This window comes from Xanthomonas hawaiiensis (assembly GCF_031834635.1).
GTDB lineage: Bacteria > Pseudomonadota > Gammaproteobacteria > Xanthomonadales > Xanthomonadaceae > Xanthomonas_A > Xanthomonas_A sacchari.
Genome location: NZ_CP115873.1, coordinates 4364184 through 4384363, shown reverse-complemented (window position 1 = coordinate 4384363; position 20180 = coordinate 4364184). Strand labels below are relative to the sequence as shown.

16 protein-coding genes are annotated in these 20180 nt (G+C 70.8%); 10 read left to right on the top strand and 6 right to left on the bottom strand.

Annotation, left to right across the window (positions count from 1 at the left end):
- Positions 1-136 precede the first annotated feature (136 nt).
- Both PG878_RS18680 and PG878_RS18675 read right to left on the bottom strand, forming a co-directional pair.
- Complete coding sequence (locus PG878_RS18680) at positions 137-1597, bottom strand: glycoside hydrolase family 5 protein (protein ID WP_209031524.1); 1461 nt, start codon at positions 1595-1597, stop codon at positions 137-139.
- 268 nt (positions 1598-1865) lie between these two features.
- Positions 1866-3317 (bottom strand): cellulase family glycosylhydrolase, encoded by a 1452-nt coding sequence (locus tag PG878_RS18675; RefSeq protein WP_209031525.1) that lies wholly within the window; start codon positions 3315-3317, stop codon positions 1866-1868.
- A 310-nt stretch (positions 3318-3627) separates the two neighbouring features.
- Here PG878_RS18675 and PG878_RS18670 point away from each other — a divergent pair, with 310 nt between their 5' ends.
- Positions 3628-5304, top strand: coding sequence for a M28 family metallopeptidase (locus PG878_RS18670; protein WP_209031526.1), 1677 nt, complete (start codon positions 3628-3630; stop codon positions 5302-5304).
- Entirely contained in the window at positions 5301-5828 is a 528-nt protein-coding gene (locus tag PG878_RS18665) for a hypothetical protein (protein WP_311185987.1), read from the top strand. Before PG878_RS18670 ends, PG878_RS18665 begins: the two co-directional genes overlap by 4 nt.
- Before the next feature lie 13 nt (positions 5829-5841).
- Here PG878_RS18665 and PG878_RS18660 read toward each other — a convergent pair whose 3' ends face one another.
- Positions 5842-7434 (bottom strand): APC family permease, encoded by a 1593-nt coding sequence (locus tag PG878_RS18660; protein ID WP_209031528.1) that lies wholly within the window; start codon positions 7432-7434, stop codon positions 5842-5844.
- Positions 7435-7707: 273 nt separating this feature from the next.
- Here PG878_RS18660 and PG878_RS18655 point away from each other — a divergent pair, with 273 nt between their 5' ends.
- The 6 genes from PG878_RS18655 (at position 7708) to PG878_RS18630 (ending at position 11461) form a co-directional block, all read left to right on the top strand.
- Positions 7708-8130 (top strand): hypothetical protein, encoded by a 423-nt coding sequence (locus tag PG878_RS18655; protein WP_209031529.1) that lies wholly within the window; start codon positions 7708-7710, stop codon positions 8128-8130.
- A 10-nt stretch (positions 8131-8140) separates the two neighbouring features.
- A complete protein-coding gene (locus tag PG878_RS18650) occupies positions 8141-8590 on the top strand; it encodes a type II 3-dehydroquinate dehydratase (protein ID WP_160959607.1) in 450 nt (149 codons plus the stop codon).
- Complete coding sequence (locus PG878_RS18645; RefSeq protein WP_019802179.1) at positions 8571-8789, top strand: hypothetical protein; 219 nt, start codon at positions 8571-8573, stop codon at positions 8787-8789. Before PG878_RS18650 ends, PG878_RS18645 begins: the two co-directional genes overlap by 20 nt.
- A gap of 169 nt (positions 8790-8958) precedes the next feature.
- Positions 8959-10263, top strand: coding sequence for a sensor histidine kinase (locus PG878_RS18640; protein ID WP_209031530.1), 1305 nt, complete (start codon positions 8959-8961; stop codon positions 10261-10263).
- Positions 10256-11023, top strand: coding sequence for a LytR/AlgR family response regulator transcription factor (locus PG878_RS18635; RefSeq protein ID WP_209031531.1), 768 nt, complete (start codon positions 10256-10258; stop codon positions 11021-11023). The genes PG878_RS18640 and PG878_RS18635 overlap by 8 nt, the downstream gene beginning before the upstream one ends.
- A 42-nt stretch (positions 11024-11065) precedes the next feature.
- On the top strand, positions 11066-11461 hold the full coding sequence (locus PG878_RS18630) for a hypothetical protein (RefSeq protein WP_209031532.1): 396 nt from the start codon (positions 11066-11068) through the stop codon (positions 11459-11461).
- Positions 11462-12000: 539 nt separating this feature from the next.
- On the opposite strand, the gene PG878_RS18625 is transcribed toward PG878_RS18630, so the two are convergent.
- Positions 12001-14118 carry a TonB-dependent siderophore receptor gene (locus PG878_RS18625; protein WP_209031533.1) on the bottom strand — a complete coding sequence of 706 codons (2118 nt, stop codon included), beginning with the start codon at positions 14116-14118 and terminating at the stop codon, positions 12001-12003.
- A gap of 263 nt (positions 14119-14381) precedes the next feature.
- Positions 14382-14999: a hypothetical protein gene (locus PG878_RS18620; RefSeq protein ID WP_010343666.1), complete on the bottom strand. Its 618-nt coding sequence runs from the start codon at positions 14997-14999 to the stop codon at positions 14382-14384.
- A gap of 174 nt (positions 15000-15173) precedes the next feature.
- Here PG878_RS18620 and PG878_RS18615 point away from each other — a divergent pair, with 174 nt between their 5' ends.
- Positions 15174-16103 carry an oxygenase MpaB family protein gene (locus tag PG878_RS18615; protein WP_209031534.1) on the top strand — a complete coding sequence of 310 codons (930 nt, stop codon included), beginning with the start codon at positions 15174-15176 and terminating at the stop codon, positions 16101-16103.
- 176 nt (positions 16104-16279) lie between these two features.
- Complete coding sequence (locus PG878_RS18610) at positions 16280-19177, top strand: bifunctional diguanylate cyclase/phosphodiesterase (RefSeq protein WP_209031535.1); 2898 nt, start codon at positions 16280-16282, stop codon at positions 19175-19177.
- On the opposite strand, the gene PG878_RS18605 is transcribed toward PG878_RS18610, so the two are convergent.
- Positions 19167-20180 carry a Rieske 2Fe-2S domain-containing protein gene (locus tag PG878_RS18605; protein ID WP_209031536.1) on the bottom strand — a complete coding sequence of 338 codons (1014 nt, stop codon included), beginning with the start codon at positions 20178-20180 and terminating at the stop codon, positions 19167-19169. The genes PG878_RS18610 and PG878_RS18605 overlap by 11 nt on opposite strands.

The window sequence follows — 20180 nt, the reverse complement described above, 5'->3', positions numbered from 1 at the left end:
CAGCATAGAGGGCCGGCGGCGGCGGCGGGAACGTGACTGATGGCACACCACGGCGCGCCGGGCCGGCGGCCGGCAGCGCGCCCGGCCGTCCCCGAGGGAGTGGCCGGGTGCGCGCGTCAGGGATGCCGCGGAGCACTCAGCGTGCGGCGCAGAAGCCGAATTCGGCGGTGGCGCCGGGGGCCAGGGTCTTGTTCCAGTCCACGCCACTGGCGCTGAGCGTGGTGCCCGACTGGGTCCAGGTGGCGTTCCACAGGTTGTTGACCGTGCCGCTGATCGACAGGCTGACGCTCCAGTCGCCGCTGCTGCCGCCGGTGTTGGTCACCTGCACGCGGTTGCAGTAGCCGGCGTTCCAGTCGCTGTCGACCAGCACCTTGGTGCTGAAGCTGCTGCCGGACGGCGGCGGCGTGGGCGTTCCGCCGCCACCGTTGCCGCCGCCCCCACCGTTGCCACCGCCACCGCCACCGCCCGTGCTGCTGCCGTCGCCGTCCCACAGCTTCTTCAGCAGGGTCACCTTGTCGGTGCGCACCGTGCTCCAGTCGTCGTTGAGGATGCCGCCGGTGTCGCCGCTGTTCGGGTTCCACGACCAGTAGAAGCCGCTGTGGATGCCCTTGCCGATCAGGTAGTCGACCAGCGCGTTCTGCCACTGCACGTCCAGCGGGTTGCCCTGGCCGTACTTGCCGCCGAACTCGCCCAGCAGCAGCGCGTGGCCGGCCTGGGCGAACTGGCCGAAGTGCTGCTCCCAGATCGCCGGCATGTTGGCCGGGAAGTTGGAGGCGCTGAAGTACGGCTGCATGTAGACGTCCGGCCCGTACACGTGCGGGGCGAGCAGCAGGCGGTTGGCCGGAATGGCCAGCGCGGTGCAGGCCAGCGGTTCCAGGTTCTCGCCCCAGAAGTGCGCGCTGTCGCTGGAACAGGTCGACGTGTTGGAAATGCCTTCGACCACGATCAGCCAGTTCGGCGCCGCCTTGAGCACCACCGCCGCCGCGCGCTCGGCGGCCTTGTTCCAGTCGGTGGCGGCATTGCCGCTGCCCCAGGTGGCGGCGCCGTGCGGCTCGTTCTTCAGGTCCAGGCCGATCACCCCCGGCACCGACGCGTAGCGCTTGGCGACGAAGCTCAGATCATTCAGCCATTGCTGCTCGCTGTAGCTGCCGGTGTACCAGAGCTCGGAGATAGCGTTGCAGTCCGGGGTGTGGTGGTCGAGCAGCACGTACATGCCGCGGCTGCTGAGTTCGTTGACCACCTTGTCCAGGATCTGCAGCGAGTTCAGGCCCTGCAGGTCGGGGTTGCGGCTGTAGTCGATGCTGCCGGGCGACACCGCCTGCAGCGTCTGCGGGCAGAACGGCAGGCGCACGGCGTTGAAGCCCAGGCCCTGCATCTGCGTGATCATGTCCTTCCAGTTGCGCGCCCACAGGCCGTGCACGGTGTGCTGCGAGGTCTCGAAACCGAACCAGTTGACGCCGCGCAGCTGCACGGCGTTGCCGGCGTCGTCCACCACCTTGCCCTGGTTGATGGCGTAGCTCCAGGCCGGGCTGCTGGCGGCCACGAGCGCCGCGGCCAGCAGGCAGCGGGTAATGCGGGAATGCAGGGACCGGTTCATCGCGATGCTCCGATGGCGGCCGGTGCGGAGCGCGCCGGCCAAAGGGGGGCGGATGCTTGGCGGCGATGATCGGCAGTGTCCGCCGCGGCGGTCGTGACTGCCGTTGCAGAAGAGGCGCTTGTCCACCGATTGCGCATGGCCGGCCGATGCGCAGGCGCGTGGCCGCGGCCGGGCGCTGATGGGGAACGCAGAAACGCCGACGGCAGCGTCGTGGGACGCTGCCGTCGGGGTGTTGCCCCGCGTGGTGCGCGGGGCGATGGCGCCGTCTTCAGCGGGCCGCGCAGAACCCGAACTCGGCGGTGGCGCCGGGGGCCAGGGTCTTGTTCCAGTCCACGCCGCTGGCGCTGAGCGTGGTGCCCGACTGCGTCCAGGTGGCGTTCCACAGGTTGTTGACGGTGCCGCTGATGGACAGGGTGACCGCCCAGTTGCCGGTGGCGCTGCCGCTGTTGGTCACCTGCACGCGTTCGCAGTAGCCGGCGTTCCAGTCGCTGTCGACGATGATCTTGGTGCTGAAGCTGGCGCTGCCCGGGGCCGGGGTCGGCGTGGGGGTCGGCGTCGGCTCCGGGGTGGGCGTCGGGGTCGGGGTCGGGGTCGGCGTGGTGCCGCCGGTGTCGCCCCACAGCCGCTTGAGCCCGGTCATCTTCTCGGTGCGCACGGTGGTCCAGTCGTCGTCGAGCACGCCGCCGGTGTCGCGGCTGTTCGGGTTCCAGGCCCAGTAGAAACCGCTGCGGAGGTTCTTCTTGATCAGGTAGTCGATCAGCGCCTTCTGCAGGATCGGATCCTGCGCCTGGTTGCGGCCCTCGTTGCCGCCGAACTCGCCGATCATCATGGTGTAGCCGAGCTGGGTCAGCTGGCCGAACTGGCGCTCCCAGATCGCCGGCATGTTGGCCGGGAAGCTGCTGTCGCCGAAGTAGGGCTGCCAGTTCACGTCCGGGCCGTACACGTGCGGCGACAGCAGCAGGCGGTTGGCCGGCACGTTGAGCTTGGTGCAGGTCAGCGGTTCCAGGTTGCCGCCCCACCAGTAGCCGTAGCTGCTGGAGCAGGTGGGGTTGTCGGTGATGCCCTCGACCACGATCAGCCACTTCGGCGCCACCTTCAGCACCGCCGCCGAGGCGCGCTCGACCGCCTTGTTCCAGTCGGTCTTGAGGTTGCCGGTGCCCCAGGTGTTGCGGCCGTTCGGCTCGTTCTTCAGGTCGATGCCGATCACGCCCGGCACCGACGCGTAGCGCTTGGCCACGAAGCTCAGGTCGCTGATCCACTGCTGCTCGCTGTAGGCGTCGGTGTACCAGAGCTCGGAGATGCCCTGGCAATCGGGCGAGTGGTGGTCCAGCAGCACGTACATGCCGCGGCTGCTGAACTCGTTGACCACCTTGTCCAGCACCTGCAGCGAGGTCAGGCCCTGCAGGTCCGGGTTGCGGCCGTAGTCGATGCTGGTCGGGGCGACGCCGCGCAGGGTCTGCGGGCAGAACGGCAGGCGCACGGCGTTGAAGCCCAGGCCCTGCATCTGCGTGATCATGTCCTTCCAGTTGCGCGCCCACAGGCCGTGCACGGTGTGCGCGCTGCCTTCGAAGCCGAACCAGTTGACGCCGCGCAGCTGCACCGCGTTGCCGCGGTCGTCCACCACCGTGCCTTTGCTGACCGCGTAACTCCAGGCCGAACCGCTGGCGGCCAGCAACGCGGCGGCCAGCGCGCAACGGGTGATGCGGGTGAAGGGGGACATCGCCATCTCTGCAGGTCTCCGGAAGCGGGCCGGCCCCGCAGTCGGAGCGGCCCAGGGTGAGGGTGGGGGGCAACGGACGCCAGGCGGCTCGGGTGGAAGCCGCCACGGGCACGCGGATCGGCCTGGGCCACCGGACCGGCAGGCCCCGGGATGCGCGAGCGCGGCATTAGAGCATGTTCAGGTTCGTATTTGAGCGCTTTATCACAATAAATTTTTGCGACAGCGCACGTACGGCGATCATCCGACACACCCCGGCCCGGTACGGGCGCCGCTACACTCGATGCTCTTTGTGTCTGCCGAGGGGAACCCCGTGAAACAACCGATCGTGAGCCTGCTGGCCCTGGCGCTGTCCGGCGCCTGCCTGGCGGCGCCGCCGTCCGCACCGACCTTCGATACCCAGCGCCTGTCCAACGACGTCAAGACGCTGGCCTCCGATGCCTACGAGGGCCGTGCCCCGGGTTCGGCGGGCGAGGAGAAGACCGTGGCCTACCTGAGCGCGCAGTTCCAGGCGGCCGGCCTGCAGCCCGGCGGCGACCTGCGCGACGGCAAGCGCCTGTGGACGCAGGCGGTGCCGCTGCGCCGCGCCGACATCGTCGGCACCCCGCGCCTGGCGATCGCCAGCGGCGACCAGCGCCAGGCCCTGACCCAGGGCCAGCAGATCGCCGTGCGCGCCGCGCTCGACGGCAGCAGCCAGGTCAGCCTGGACGGGGCGCCGCTGGTGTTCGTCGGCTATGGCGTCAAGGCGCCCGAGCGCGGCTGGGACGACTTCAAGGGCGTGGACCTGAAGGGCAAGATCGCGGTGGTGCTGATCAACGACCCCGATTTCGAGACCGGCAAGGGCGCGTTCGACGGCAAGGGCATGACCTACTACGGCCGCTGGACCTACAAGTTCGAGGAAGGCGCGCGGCAGGGCGCGGCCGGCGTGCTGATCGTGCACGAGACCGCACCGGCTTCCTACGGTTGGGCCACCGTCGCCAACTCCAACACCAACAGCATGTTCGACGTGGTCCGCGACGATCCCAAGTCGGTGCACCCGGAACTGGAGGGCTGGATCCAGCGCGATCTGGCGGTGGACCTGTTCAAGCGCGCCGGGCTGGATTTCGATGCACTGAAGAAGCAGGCGCAGTCGCGCGACTTCAAGCCGGTGGAGCTGAAGGGCGAGCGCCTGTACGCCGACTATGCGGTGAAGTCGGAGGTAATCACCTCGCACAACGTGGTCGCGCGCCTGCCCGGCAAGACCCGGCCGGACGAGACCCTCATCTACACCGCGCACTGGGATCACCTGGGTGTGGGCGCGCCCGACGCCAAGGGCGACCGCATCTTCAACGGCGCACTGGACAACGCCAGCGGCGTGGCCGCGCTGCTGGAGCTGGCCCGCGCCTTCGCCAAGGGCCCGGCGCCGCAGCGCTCGGTGGTGTTCATGTCGGTCACCGCCGAGGAGAAGGGCCTGCTCGGCTCGGAGTACTACGCCTCCAAGCCGCTGTACCCGCTGGCGCGCACGGTGGCGGTGATCAACATGGACGGCATGAGCCCGTTCGGTCCGTCGCGCGATTTCGGCATCTACGGCACCGCCAAGCTGGAACTGCTCGACGACCTCAAGCGCGTGGCCAAGGGCTGGGACCTGCGCTACACGCCCGATCCGAAGCCGGAAGCCGGTTATTTCTTCCGCTCCGACCACTTCTCCTTCGCCAAGCGCGGCGTGCCGGCGCTGTCGTTCGCGGCCGGCCAGGACTGGGTGGACGGTGGCGTCGCCGCCGGCAAGGCCGCCTCGGACGACTACACCGCCAAGCGCTATCACCAGCCCGGCGACGAATGGCAGCCGAACTGGACCTTCGCCGGCGCCGCGCGCGACATGCAGGTGCTGTACACCCTGGGCGAGGAACTGGCCAATTCGCCGCAGTGGCCGAACTGGAGCCGCGACTCCGAGTTCCGCGCCGCCCGCGACGCCAGCGCCGCGCAGCGCCAAGCCGCGCCCGCCAAGCAGTGAGCCACGACCCGATGCCGCCTGCCGCGCAGGCGGCCCCGGACGCACGCGCGGACGACGTCGACCCGCTCGACGCGGAAGCGGGCAACGACCCGCTGCCGCGCTGGCTGGTCGGCGTTGGCGTGGTCATGACCTTCCTGTTCGTCGGCCCGCCGCTCGGGACCGTGGTGGTCGGGCTGCCGGTGGCGGTCGCGATGACCTGGGGAGAGGGCAGCGTCAGCGCTCCGCTGCTGCTGCTCCTGCTGATGGCGATGTTTTCCTATGTCTTCGGCGCCTTGCCGGCGCTGCTGACCGGTCTGTTCGCCGCACGCGCCTGGCCGCGCCTGCGCGGCTGGGCCGCGCATCTGCGCATCGGCCTGGTCGGGGCCGGCACTTCGGCGGTGTGCGTCGCTGCGGCGCTGGCCCTGTTCGACCGACGCGACGACCCGTCCCACCAGGGCGTCATCGCGGTGGGCCTGTGCGCCCTGGCCGGCTTCGTCGGCGCCGCGCTGCTGTCGCGCGCGCTGCAGTTCCTGCGCGGCGGCTGAGCGCCGCCTCGGCTCAGCCGCCGCTGGCCTGCTGCAGCGACGGGGTGCGCCAGCCGGCGCGCACGCCCCAGAAGTAGAAGCCCAGCGCGACCACGCCGACCACTACCAGGTCCGGCCCGTAGGACAGGTAGCCGTGGCCGCCGAAGGTGGTGCTGCCGGCCCACGACAGCAGGGCGATGGTCGGCAGGTAGGCGATCAGCCAGCTGGCGCCGCGCAGGTGCCGGCGGAAATCCTTCCAGCCGTCGCGCTGCTGGTAGTAGGCGTACACCGGCAGGGCCACCAGCATCAGCAGGATGATCTCGCCGGTCAGCGGCCAGCGTGCCCAGTACAGCAGTTCGGTGGCCAGCACGAAGGCCGCCGCGGCCAGCACCGGCAGGCCGGCGATGCGCAGCGGGCGGTGCATCTCCGGCGCGTGCTTGCGCAGCGCCATGGCGCTGATCGGGCCGGTCAGGTAGGAAATGATGGTGGCCACCGAGATCACCGCCGCCAGCGTGCCCCAGCCGCGGAAGAAGAACAGGAACAGGTAGGACACCAGCAGGTTGAAGAACATCGCCGGGCGCGGCACGCCCCAGGTCGGATGCACCCGGCCCAGCGCCTTGGGCATGGTGCCGTTGCGCTCCATGCCGTAGATCATCCGCGCGGTGGTGGCGGTGTAGGTGATGCCGGTGCCGCTGGGGCTGACGAAGGCGTCCACGTACAGCAGCATCGCCAGCCAGTGCAGGTTGACGATGATCGCCAGCTGCGCGAACGGCGAGCGGAAGTCGATGCCGTGCCAGCCGGCCTTGGCCAGCAGATCCGGCGGCACCGCGCCCAGGTAGGCGACCTGCAGCAGCACGTAGACCACCGTGGCCAGCGCGATCGAGCCGAGCACCGCGAACGGGATGCTGCGCCCGGGATTGCGCGCCTCGCCGGCCAGGTTCACCGGGCTCTGGAAGCCGTTGAAGCTGAACACGATGCCGGCGGTGGCCACCGCGGTGAGCACCGCGGCGAAGTCGATGGTGTGGCTGCCGCCGTGCAGGCCGACGCTGAAGTTCTCGCTGTGGAAGCCGCTGGCGATCAACGCCACGCCGGTCAGCGCCGGCACCACCAGCTTGAACACGGTGATCAGGCTGTTGGAGCGCGCGAACAGCTTGACGCTCCAGAAGTTCAGCAGGAAATACACCAGCACCAGCACCGCGGCGATGCACAGGCCGGGCACCGACAGTTCGCCGGCGCCGCCGGGCTGCTGCACGTACAGGTCCTGCGCCCACTGCCACGGCCAGGAGGCCATGTACTGCACCGAGGCCTCGGCCTCCACCGGGATCACCGACACGATCGCGATCCAGTTGGCCCAGCCGGCGATGAAGCCGACCAGCGAGCCGTGCGAATAGTGGCTGTAGCGGACCATGCCGCCGGACTCGGGGAACATCGCGCCCAGCTCGGCATAGGCCAGGGCGATGGTGGTGACGATCGCCGCGCCCAGCACCCAGGCCCAGATCGCACCGGGACCGGCCAGCCCGGCGGCGCGCCAGGCGCCGAACAGCCAACCGGAACCGATGATCGAGCCGAGGCCGGTCAGCATCAGGGCGAACGGGCCGACATCGCGGCGCAGGGCGGTTTGGGTCATGGCGGGTCCGGGCGGCGGTGGCTGCGGGAAGCCGGGGATGATCGCATAAAGCCGGGATTCGGGATTGGGGATTCGGGATTGGTGGAAGCGCAGCGCCGCCTTCCGCTTTGCGAATCCCGAATCCCGAATCCCGGCTTTTCAGCGAATCCCCAATCCCGAATCTCTAATCCCCGCCCTTACGCAAGCTTTACGCCCCACGCCCTTCATCGGCATGGAACGCTTACGCCGCTCAGGCACAGACTGCGCCCCGTCTTCCCCGAATGGGTGTGCTCCATGTCGATTCTGCTGATCCAGGGCCCGCATCGCGATGCGTCGGCCATTGCCGCGGCGCAGTGTCTGGCCGCGTCCCATGTTGCGCAGGTGGTGCCGGTGGCCTGCGCCGATGCCGCGCAGATCGTGGCGCGGCTGCGGCAGGGCGCGTGCGACGACACCGAACTGGTGCTGCTGGATTCCGGCGAGTTGCCGGCGTCGGAGCTGGCCGACCACGGCGCGCAGCTGTGCGCGGCGCTGGAGGCGCTGGGGCATCCGTACATCGAAGTGCACGACGCCAGCGCGCAGGCGCTGGAACCGCTGCTGCATCCGCGGCACGCGCCGTTGCTGACGGTGATCGCCAACGGCGCGCTCGCCGACAGCTATGCCATCGCCCTGGGCGTGGCGCAGCGCCGGCTCGGCGCGCGCGCGGCGCTGGCCAACTGAGGGCGCCGCCATGTCGATCCTGTTGCTCCGTGGCCCGGACTGCGTGGCCGGCCATCGCGGCCGCCCGGCGCGCATCGCCCCGCCGGTGATGCGGCAATTGCTCGCAAATGCCGGCCGCGCCGGCAAGACCCTGGCCGTGCGCGGCTGCGCCAGCGAGCGCGAACTGCTGCAGGCGCTGGCCCAGGCCGACCAGGCCGGGGTGGAGATGTTGCTGCTGGATCCGGGCGCGTGCTCGGACAGCGCGGTCACCGCCGACGCAGTGGCGCACCTGCGCCGGCCCTACGTGGAAGTGCACGACGACGCCAGCGATCGCCGCGAAGCCTGCCTGTGCGCGGCCTCGGGGCAGCGGCTGGGCCAGGTCGGCGGCTACTGCGCGCAGGGCTACGCGCTGGCGCTGTCGATCGCGCTCGAACACCTGGGCTGCAACGGCTACGAAGGCGATGTCCACGTCGGCACCTGAGCGCGCGCGCCACTACCTGGCCGACTACGAGGCCTACAGCTTCGGCCAGCGTGTGGCCTGGGGCACGCTGGCGCACACCTGGGCCGAGCCGGCGCCGCTGGACCCGGAGCGGCTGCTGGGCCGCCTGCGCGCGCAGGCGGCGCAACGCCACGGCGTGGACAGCAGCGAGATCCGCATCCGCAGCGTGAGCCGGCTGTAGGGCGCGCAGCGTCCGGCTGGCGCAGGCACGCCTGCCTGCACCCGTGAGGCTGCGGTTTCGTCCTGCCAAGGCCCGGTCCCATCCTTGCCAGCGACGGTTTCGTCGCACGCCGCTGGCGCCGTGCGACGCCGCGGCTATCCTCGCCGGAACTCCACCGTCCCCGGCCGCCATGCTCGCCAGCCTGTTCTTCCTCGTTCGCCTGTTGTGCGCCTGGGCCGGGGCGGTGATCGTGGCCGCCTTCGTCTGGGCCGGGTTGTTCTACGGCATGAATTCCGGGCCGGGCTGGCTGTTCGGCCTGTTGGCGATGCTGTTGATGCTGTCGGCGCTGATCGCCGGCATCACCCACCTGCGCAAGGTCTGGCTGATCGCCGGGCGCCTGGATTGGGCCACCCTGGCCAGCCGCCAGCGGCGCCAGATCGAGATCCCGCTGGACACCCACGAGGCGTTCGCGCTGCTGGATGCGGCCGTGCGCGAGCTGCCGCGGGTGGAGGACGTCGAAAGCACGCTGGACAGCCTGCAGGTGCGCGCCAAGGTGCGCCGCATCGATCCGTACAACGGTCGCCCGCCGTCGCGCTGGAACCTGGCCGCGCGCTTCGCGGTCAAGCGCAACCAGGTACTGGCGACGGTGACCCCGGGTACCGGCACCAGCAGTCTGACCCTGCTGCTGGAACCGGACGCCAGCGCGTGGATCGATCTGTTCGCGGTCGACGAAGGCAGCAACTACGAGAACGCCGAAGCCTTGGGCCGCGCGCTGGCGCGGCGCGTGGCCGAACTGCGCCGCGACGAGCAGGCCGCCGCCGCGCAGGCCGCCACCGAGCAGGAGTTGACCGTGGCGCGGCTGAACCTGCTGCATGCACAGGTCGAGCCGCATTTCCTCTACAACACCCTGGCCAGCGCGCAGGTGCTGGCGCGCACCGACCCGCCGCGCGCCGACCTGATGCTGGGCTACCTGATCCAGTACCTGCGGCGCTCGCTGCCCAGCACCGAGGACGCGATGAGTTCGCTCGGCGACGAACTGGAACGGACCCAGGCCTACCTGGAGATCCTGCGCATCCGCATGGGCGCGCGCCTGCAACTGCAGGTGCAGGTGCCGGAGACGATGAAGACGCTGCCGCTGCCGTCGATGATGCTGCAGACGCTGGTGGAGAATGCGATCAAGCACGGCCTGGAACCCAAGCCCGGCGGCGGCACCATCTGGATCCTGGCGCGTGCGGTCGACGACCACGTCACCCTGACCGTGGCCGACGACGGCCTGGGCTTCAATACCCAGTCCAGCGGCACCGGCATCGGCCTGAAGAACCTGCGCGAACGGTTGCGCCTGACCTACGCCGGCGCGGCGAGCTTCGCCATCGTCTCCAACTTCCCCAGCGGCGTGGCCGCCACCATCACCCTGCCATGGCCGGCGGGCGCGACGCCGCCACCGCCGCCACTGCCGGCGCCGGTCGCGATGCACACCGGAGCGCACCATGACTGACGCGATCGTCGCCGAGGACGAGACCCTGTTGCGCGATGCGTTGGTCGCGCTGCTGGGCGAGGTGTGGCCGCAGCTGCGCATCGTCGCCGAGTGCGAAGACGGCGCCAGCGCGCTGGAACGCCTGGCCGAACTGCGCCCGCAGGTGGCGTTCCTGGACATCCGCATGCCCGGGCTGAGCGGCATCGAGGTGGCGCGCGCGCTGGGCGAACTGAGCCCGCATACGCAGGTGGTGTTCGTCACCGCCTACGATCAGTACGCCATCGATGCGTTCGAACACGGCGCGGTGGACTACCTGCTCAAGCCGATCGTGCGCGAGCGCCTGCAGGCCACGGTGCAGCGGCTGCAGGCGCGGGCGGCGCAGGGGCCGGATCCGGCGGTGCTCGATGCCTTGCTGCAGCGCCTGCAGCAGCGCCCGGCCGCGCCGTCGGCACCACCGCCGCTGGCCTGGGTCACCGCCAGCAGCGGCCGCGAGACGCGGCTGATCCTGCTCGACGACGTGCTGTATTTCCAGGCCGACAGCAAGTACACCACGGTGCTCACCCGCGACGGCGAGGCGGTGCTGCGCACCTCCCTGCGCGAGTTGCTGGACGTGCTCGATCCGACCGCGTTCCGGCAGATCCACCGGTCCACCATCGTCAACCTCAAGGCGGTGGCCTCGGTGGTGCGCGAGGACGCCGGCAAGGGCCGGCTGAAGCTGCGCCACCGCGACGAGGTCCTGACCGTCAGCCAGCCGTACATGAGCCTGTTCCGCGGCATGTAGCCGCGCGTCCCCTTCGCTCCGCACTGAAAAGGAATCTCGGTCATGCGCCTGCTCTCCTTGCTGTGGTCGTGCCTGCTCGGCCTGTTCGGCTGCCAGGGACATGCCGATCTGGACCTGTCCACGGGCGCCCGCCGCGAGACGGTGGTGCAGGCCAGCGACCGCGGCGTGCCACTGATCTTCAGCCGGACCACCTACCGCGATGGCCTGGCCACGTTCCGTTGCCTCGACAGCCGCAGCGGGCGCTGTCACTACCAGGTCTATGCCGCCTGCACGGCACCGCAGGCGGCGCGCGGCCGCGACGGCGCTGCCTGCAGTCCGCGCGTGCTGCAGGCCTTCGATCTGGCGGTCGGCCAGCGCCGCCAGATCGCCGGGCTGCCGCGCGATTTCCGCCAGTGCGTGGTGTCGGATGCTTCGGCGGCCGCCTGCGGGCGCGAGTGAGGGGGCGCTCGCGAGCGGCTGGCCGATGCGATCTTCCGACACGTCCAGCGATGTCACGATGGCCACGGCTGTTGTGGGAGGGGCTTCAGTCCCGACAGCACGTGCAACGGAGCGGCCGGACGACGTCCCGTGTCGCGACCGAAGTCGCTCCCACAGGCAGCATTACCGCGGAACTGTCGGACGTCGTGCGGTGCGGCGGAAGCCGCCCAGAGGCATTACCGCGGAGTTGTCGGATGACGTCATGCGTCGCGGCGGAAGCCGCTCCTACGGCGCCGATGTTCGGACCGTGCAGGAGCGGCTTCAGCCGCGACCCGGATGCGAGGTCGACCGATGCATCGCATCTCCGCATCCGCCCTTGCACCGAATGGCGCAATCAACGCGTTGCTGTTGTGGGAGGGACTTCAGTCCAGACGCATCGGCAATGGAACTGCCGGATGACGTCTCGCGTCGCGATTGAACCCGCTCCCACAGGGGGGGGGCACGATCCGGCATCCTCGCCTTCAGCGACGGCGTCGCATCGTGGCGGCGACGCCGCCCACTCAGTAATCCACGCCCACCGAGAACAGCAGGGTGCGCGGGTCGCCCAGGGCCACCGCGCGCTGCAGGCCGCCGGTGAAGTAGTCGCGGTCGAACGCGTTCTTCAGGTTCAGCGCATAGCGCCAATGGCCTTGGCGGTAGCCCAGGCCGGCATCGAACACCAGGTAGCCGGGAATCCGGTGGCCGTAGGCGGTCTTCTCGCCTTCGGCGCGGGCGCCGCCGCTGACGCTCCAGCCGTCGGCCGCGCCGTGGGCGGTGTACTGCAGCCACAGCGAGCCGCTGTGCCGCGGTACGTTGTACAGGCGGCTGCCGATCGTGCTGACGCGTTGCCCGCCGTCGTCGGTGACCACCGCATCGGTGTAGGCGTAGCCGCCGAACAGGCTCAACCCGTTGCCCAGGTCCGCGGCGGCGTTGAGCTCCAGGCCGCGGCTGCGCTGTTCGCCCACGGCGATGCTGTAGCCGTCGTTGAACGGATCGCTCTGCAGCACGTTGCGCCGGCGCAGGTCGTACAGCGCCATGCTCACGCTGGTGCCGCTGCTCACTTCCATCTTGACGCCCAGTTCCACCTGGCGCCCGCGTTCGGGATCGAACTGCGCGCCCTGCGCATCGACGCCGACGTTGGGATAGAACGAGGTGGCGACGCTGACGTACGGGCGCAGCCCGCCGCCGGCATCGAACATCAGCGCTGCCGAACCCGTCGTGGCACTGTTGTCGTTGCGCGTGTCGTTGCCGGCCAGCCGGTCCTCGCTGCGGTTGCGGCTGCGATCGTGGCGCAGGCCCAGCAGCAGTTGCCAGTCGGGCGCGAACTGGATGCGGTCGCGCAGGTACAGGCCGCCCGAGGTCACCACGCTGAGGTTGTCGCGGCTGGGGCGGGCCGGGCAGACCACGGCGCTGCCGTAGACCGGCGCGTACACGTCGAGATTGCCGACGCGGCAGGTCGACTGCACGTTCCATTCCCAGGTCTTGAACGCGTCCAGGCCGGCGGTGACGGTGTGCTGCCAGGTGCCGGTGGTGAAGCCGCCCTGCAGGTAGGTGTCCTGCACCCAGGTGCGTCCGTCGAACTGTTGCTGGGTGGCGGTACGGCGCAGGGTGCGCAGGTTGGCGGCCAGGCCGTTGTTGGCGATCAGGAAGCCATCCAGGCCGAAGCTCTGCCAGCGTGCGGCGTGGTGCAGGGTCCAGCCGTTGTCGAAGCGGTGATCGAGCACGTAGCCGATCCGGCTCTGATGGCTGTGGTACGGCTGCTGTCCGGGTTCGCCGGTGAACAGCGCGCGGTCGATCCTGCCGTTGCGGTTGGGTTCGGCGCTGCCTTCCCACGGCAGGCCCTGCTGGCGGATGTAGTCGCGCTCCTGGTAGCTGGTCAGCAGCACGAAGTCGGTGCGCGGACCCAGGTCCAGCGACAGCGACGGGGCGATCCAGCGGCTGCGGAAATACACGTGGTCGGTGGGATCGTCGCTGTTCATCGCCAGCCCGTTGAGACGCAGCGCCACCTTGCCGTCGGCCGACAGCGGCTGGTTGAGATCCACGCTGCCCTGGCGCAGGCCGTCGCTGCCCACGCCCAGGTCGACCCGTCGCATCGGTTCGGCGCCCGGGCGCTTGCTGATCAGGTTGACCAGGCCGCCCGGCAGCACCTGCCCGTACAGCAGCGAGGCCGGTCCCTTCAGCACCTCCACCTGCTGCATGCCGAACAGTTGCTCGGCCACGCGGTTGTTGGCGGCGGTGCGCAGGCCGTCGACGAACAACGCGTCGGAGGCGGTCTGCCCGCGGATGATCAGATCGTCCCAGCCGCGCCGGCCGTAGGTATTGGCGACCACCCCGGAGACGTTGTGCAGCGCATCGGACAGGCTCAGCGCCTGTTGGCTGTCCAGCAGCGCGCGCGGTACCACGGTGATCGATAACGGCGTCTGTGCCAGCGGCGCATCCGACTTGTCGGCCTGCACCGGTCCGGTTGCATGGAAGCCGCTCTGCGCGTCGGCGCGCACCTGCACCGTGGGCAGGGCGGTCGCCTGTGCGGCATCGGCGCCGCCGTCGGCGTCCATCGCGGGGTCGGCACCGGCGGCGTGCGCAGGCAGGGACAGCGCCATGCCCAGCAGGCAGGCGCACGAAAGGGGATGCAGTGTCATCGAGACCGGGGGGCGAAAGTTCTAATCGAGAATGATTATATTTCGCGAGAGCGATCTTGGGAATGCCCGCGGCCGCGGCACGGCGGAGCGCCCGCGGCGCGGCAGGCCTGCGTATCGGGCGTGCCTTGCCTGCGCTGTGTCGGCACCGCTGCGCCGGCGCAGCGTATCGCCGCGCGGTCTCCACAAACGCAAAACGACCGCCGGTGCGGTCGCTTTGCGGTGGGGCGTTGAGGTGGTGCGCGTCGCGCGGGCGCGCGGCGGGCTCAGCCGGCGACGCGGAACACGCCGGGCTGGCCGCCGGGCGGTGTGCCTTCGAACTGGATCAGCGAGGCGACCAGTTCGGCATGCAGGCGGATGCGGCCCATCTCGCGCATGATCCGGATGTCCTCATGGCGCAGTTCGCGATTGGCCACCACCTCGCGCTTGTAGGCGAGGATCTCCGGGTACTTGCGCGCCATGTTCAGCGCATCGGCCACGCACTCCACGGTGTCGGCATCGGCCGACAGCGGTTCGCGGCTGTTGAACGCGGTGAGCCAGCGCTCGAAACCGGCGGTGCGGTCGAACATGTTGGCGATGAACCAGATCACGAACAGGATCGCCACCCACGAGGTGACCACGATGACGATGCGCGAGAACGTCAGGTGGTAGTCGTGCTGCCACAACTGCGCGGTGATCACGCCGAGCAGGATCAGCGAGATCGCCTGCCAGCCGATGATCGAGGCCACCAGCCATTGCTGCTTGGCCTTGGCCAGCAGGGCCACCTCTTCGCGGATCTGCGCCTCGCTCTTGTGCTGCCAGTGCGCGACCTGTTCGGGAAACGAGCGCTGGTGCAGCGCGTTGTCCTCGAGCAGCAATCCCAAGCCTTTGAACAAAGCGATCATGACGGGCTCCTTGCAGATGCGGTGACGGACGCGGAACGTCGGCGGGCGATCTTGAGGCAGCTTCTTTCTAGCACAGCGGCCGCAAAGTGCATGCTGCGGTCGCACATGCGGCGCGGCCCACGCGCGCCATACGCCATCGCACGGCGCTGGCGCCGCCTCCGCTACCATCGGCGCATGTCCTCGCTGCTGCGCACCCTTTCCGCTCCGGCCACCACCCAGATCCGCCGCTGGGTGCTGGGCGCGTTCCCGCGCGAACGCGATGCCATCGACTACGACCAGCCGCTCGGCGATGTGGGCCTGTTCGGCCCGGACAGCGTCACCTGGCGCATCCATGCCGAGTTTCCCGGGATGCTGGCCGGCGGGCTGTGTGCGCTGCTGCTGCAGACCCTGCATCCGCTGGCGCTGGCCGGCGTCTACGACCACTCAAACTTCCGCGAGGACCTGGTCGGGCGCCTGCGCCGCACCACCCAGTTCGTCGCCGCCACCAGCTACGCGCCGACCGACGCGGCGCAGCGCCAGATCGCCCGCGTGCGCGCGATCCATGCGCGGGTGCGCGGCCACGCGCCCGACGGGCGCGCCTACGCGGCCGACGATCCGGCGCTGCTGACCTGGGTGCACGTGACCGAGGCCTACGGCTTCCTGCAGGGTTACCGCCGCTATTGCCGCGCGGTGCCGACCGAGATCGCCGACCGCTACTACGACGAAGGCCGGCGCGTGGCCGAGGCGCTGGGCGCGCGCGAGGTTCCGGCCAGCGAGGCGGCGGTGCTGGCCTATTTCGAGCGGCAGCGGCCGCTGCTGCGGGTGGATGCGCGCTCGCGCGAGGTACTGGCGGTGCTGTCCGGCCTGCGCCTGCCGGTGCCGGCGCCGGGGCTTTCGCGGGAACTGTTCCTGGGGGCCGGCGCGGCATTGCTGCCGCCGTGGGCAAGCACGATGCTGCGGCAGGCGCGGCTGCAGCGCACCGGCCCGGCGGTGCCGGCCTGGCTGCTGCAGCAGGTGGCGCCGCTGTTCCGGGTCGCACTGCACGACGGCATCGCCGCGCGCGCGTGCCGGCGGGTGGGGCTGACGACGCAGGCACTGGCGCATTGGCCGCAGCGGACTGAATGATTTATCTGCATCGCTGAACGCAGTATCGCGTCACGCATGGTCAAGATCGCCGGTCCCAGGCCGCTGTATCCAGCACCTACGCCGCACGTCCATTCTCGATGCCGCCGAACCCGCTCGCCGACAGGAAGCGTGACCGTCGCTTTCGGCACAGCCTGCGGCGCGTCACGCGCGCGCCGTTGCAGGCGATCGCGACCTGGGGCCTGGCGCTGGCGGTGCTGCTGGCCGCCGGCCTGGTGCTGGTGCTGGCGCAGGACCGCCACAACCGTCTGGCCGCGGCGCAGCGGCAGAGCCTGGCCTTGGCCACCGGCAGCGACCGCCTGCTGCAGTTGCAACTGGACAATCTCGGTCAGGCCCTGCACGGCGAGGGGCTGAGCGCGCAGGCGCTGCTGGCGGAGACGCCAGCGCGGGCGCCCGAACTGATCGCCGCCTCGCTGCACGGCCTGCAGGCGCGGCACCCGGAACTGCGCGACGTGGCCCTGCTGGATGTGCAGGGCCAACGCCGCTTCGGCGGCACGAGCGATCCGCAACTGCGCGCATGGATGCCGCGCGCGCGCTGCGGCGACCGGGTCTGCGTGAGTCCGCCAGTGCGCCTGGCCGATGGCGAGGCGGTGGTCCGCGTGGCGGTCCCGTGGGGGACCGATGGCTGGGTCGAGGCGCAATGGCGGGTGGCCGCGTTGCAACGCATCGTGCAGGGGACAGACAGCGGGCGCGACGGCATCGTCGCCCTGACCGACGCGCAGGGCGTGCTGCTGGCCGCCAGCCGCCCGCTCGCGGACGGACAGCCACGCCTGCCGATCGCGCTGGCGCAGCCGATGCCGCACGGCGGCGCCTTGGGGGTACGCCGCGATGTCTTCGACGGGACACCGCGGATCCTGGCGCTGAGCGGTGGCGGTGCGTATCCGTTGCTGGCGGTGGCCGGCGTGGGGCTGCGCGAGACGCTGGCAGGCTGGTGGTGGTTCGTCGCGGCGGCGGCGCTGGTGTATGCGCTGTACCTGCTCGGCCTGGCCTACCTGCTCGGCAGCCTGCGCCGTGCCGAGCGGCGTCAGCGTCACCTGCTGCAGCGGCTGCGCCGCGGCGACGAGGATCTGCGCCTGGCCCACGGCATGGGCGGCATCGGCACCTGGCGCATCGACATCGCGCAGCGCGTGCTGCGCCTGTCCGAGCCGACCGGGGCGATGTTCGGACTGCAACGCATGCAGATGCCCCTCGAGGCGTTCCTGGAGCGGCTCCACGTCGAGGATCGCGCGCGGGTGGAGCAGTTGTACGAGGACGCCGCGCAGGGGCGTGCGGAGTACAACACCGTCTACCGCATGCACCTGCCCGATGGGCGCCTGCGCTGGCTGGCCGCGCGCGGCGCGCTGGTGCGCACGCGCACGGGCATGTGCATGACCGGCGCGGTGCAGGACGTCAGCGATCGGGTGGCGGCGCAGGCACGCCTGCTCGATGCCGAGCGGCAGTTCCGCCTGGTGTTCGACCGCAATCCGCTGCCGTACTGGGTGTTCGCCGTCGACAGCCTGCGCTTCCTGGAAGTGAACCAGGCCGCAGTGCGCCAGTACGGCTACAGCCGCGAGGAATTCCTGGCGATGGACCTGCGCGACCTGCGCCCGTCGGAGGATGTCGAGCGCTTGCTGCAGGACGTGCGCAAGCCGCGCGAGGGCTTCGACGCGCCGAGCGTGTGGACCCATCGGCGCAAGGACGGCAGCCTGCTGTCGGTGTGCATCCACAGCGTCGACCTGGAATTCGGCGGCGTGCCGGCGCGGCTGATCCTGGCCGAGGACGTGACCGAACGCCTGGCCCACGAACGCGAACTGGCCTACCTGGCGCGCCACGAGTTCAATACCGGTCTGCTCAAGCCGCATGCGCTGGCCGAGGCGCTGCGCGCGCAGCGCGGCGGCTATGCCATCGCCTACGTGCAGGTGCGCGGTCTGGCCCTGATCGGCGACACCCTGGGCCGCGCGACCGGCGATGCGGTGCGTAGCGCAGTGGCCGAGCGCATCCGCGCGCTCGGCGAGCGCTTCGGCCTGAGCGCGCACCAGCCGGCGCAGGATTTCGTGCTGGCGATCCTGGATCCGCAGCTCCTGCCGCAGGCCTTGCAGGCGCTGCAGGAGGCGCTGCATACGCCGGTGCAGGGCGGCGAGTTCGCCCAGCAACTGCAGGCGCACATCGGCGTGGCGTTGTGTCCGGACGATGCCGCCGATGCCGACGAGGCCATCGGCAGCGCCGCGCAAGCCGCGCATGCGGCGCAGGCCGAGGGCCGCAGCCTGGTGCGCTTCGACCGCGCCATGGCCGCGCGCACCGGCGAACGTCTGCGCCTGGCCGGACGCCTGCAGCAGGCGATCGAGCGGCAGGAGTTCGCGCTGCACTTCCAGCCGATCATGGACGCGGTCAGCGGCGCGCCGCGCGAGCTGGAAGCGCTGATCCGCTGGCCGCAGGCCGATGGCGGCTTCATCGCGCCGGATACCTTCATCCAGCTGTGCGAGGACACCGGGCTGATCCTGCCGCTGGGGCGCTGGGTGATGCACGCGGCGGCGCGTGCGCGCCGCGAGCTGGCCGACCACGGTTGGCCGAACCTGCCGGTGGCGGTGAACGTGTCGGCGTTGCAGTTCTTCGATGGCGACCTGGTCGCCGATCTGGTGCAGGCGTGTGCCGAGGCCGGGCTGGCCGCAGACGGCCTGCAGTTGGAACTGACCGAAAGCAGCCTGATGCGGCAGCCGCAGCAGGCCGGCGACGTGCTGCGGCAACTGCGCGCGCTGGGCGTGCGCGTGGCCCTGGACGATGTCGGCACCGGCTTCTCCAGCATGGCGTATCTGCGCGACCTGCCGCTGGACACGCTGAAGATCGACCGCAGCTTCGTCGCCGAGGTCGACCGCGATCCGCGCAATGCCTCGATCTGCCAGGCGCTGCTGACCCTGGGCCATTGCCTGGGCCTGGACGTGGTCGCCGAAGGCGTGGAAACCGAGGCGCAGCTGCGCTGGCTGCGCGCGCACGGCTGCGGCGGCGTGCAGGGCTATCTGCTGGGGCGTCCGGCCCCATTGGCGACGGTGCTGCAGCGGCTCGGCGCAGTCACAGCATGATCTCCACGTCGTGGCCGCTGTCCGGGGCCGGCAGCGGCTCGCCGTCCCAGTAGCGGCGCAGCGGTTCACGCACCAGGTCCAGCGCGGTCGAGGCGCCGCGTGCGCCGGGATAGCGCTGCAGGTTGCGCGACTGCAGCGCGAGCATGCGCCGGTCCTGCTCGCCGACCCGGCGCAGCAGCGGCCACACCAGCAGGCGCACCGCCCAAGCGGGCGCCCAGCGCCCCTCCACGTGCAGGCTGGCGAAGACCTCGGTGCTGCGCACGCCGAGCGGGGTGAAGTGCAGGCTGATCCGCACGCGGCCGCCGCGCGCATAGCGGTACTCGATCTGCGCGCTGCCGGGGGCGGCGAAATGCGCGCGTTCCAGCGTGCGCGGCGATTCGAACAGCCGGTACAGCCAGCCGCTCTGCGCCGCCGCGCCGCGGTAGTCCACGTGGAAGCCTTCCTCGGTGTGGCGCAGTTCGGCGCGCATCGCGGTGCGCGCGCCGCCGCGCCGCACCAGCCCCGGATGCAGCAGATGGGTGTGCAGCGGGTCGAGGAAGTTCTCCAGCGCATCGACCACGTGTGCGTCCCAGCGGGTGCGCCACAGGAAACGCCGCGCCGACGGCTGCAGCGCCTGCACCAGGTGCGATGGCGCGTCAGCGCCTTCGGGATCGGGACGCAGCCAGATCAGGCCGTCGTGCTCGCGCGCGGCGAAGGCGCGCACCCGCACCGCCGGCGGCGTCTGCCCGGGCGGCAGGCCGGGAATCTCGCGCAGCGCGCCGCTGCGGTCGAAGCGCCAGCCGTGATAAGGACAGGACAGGCCGTCGCCGGTGGCGCAGCCGGCCGACAACGGCGCGTGCCGGTGCGGGCAGCGGTCTTCCAGCGCCAGCAGGCGGCCGTCGGCGCACCGCGCGATCGCCGCATGCCGGTCCATCACCGTCACCGCCAGCGGCTGCCGCCGCAACGCCGCGGCGGGCGCGACGGCGAACCAGTGTCGGTACAGCGACGGATGCCAGGCGCTCAT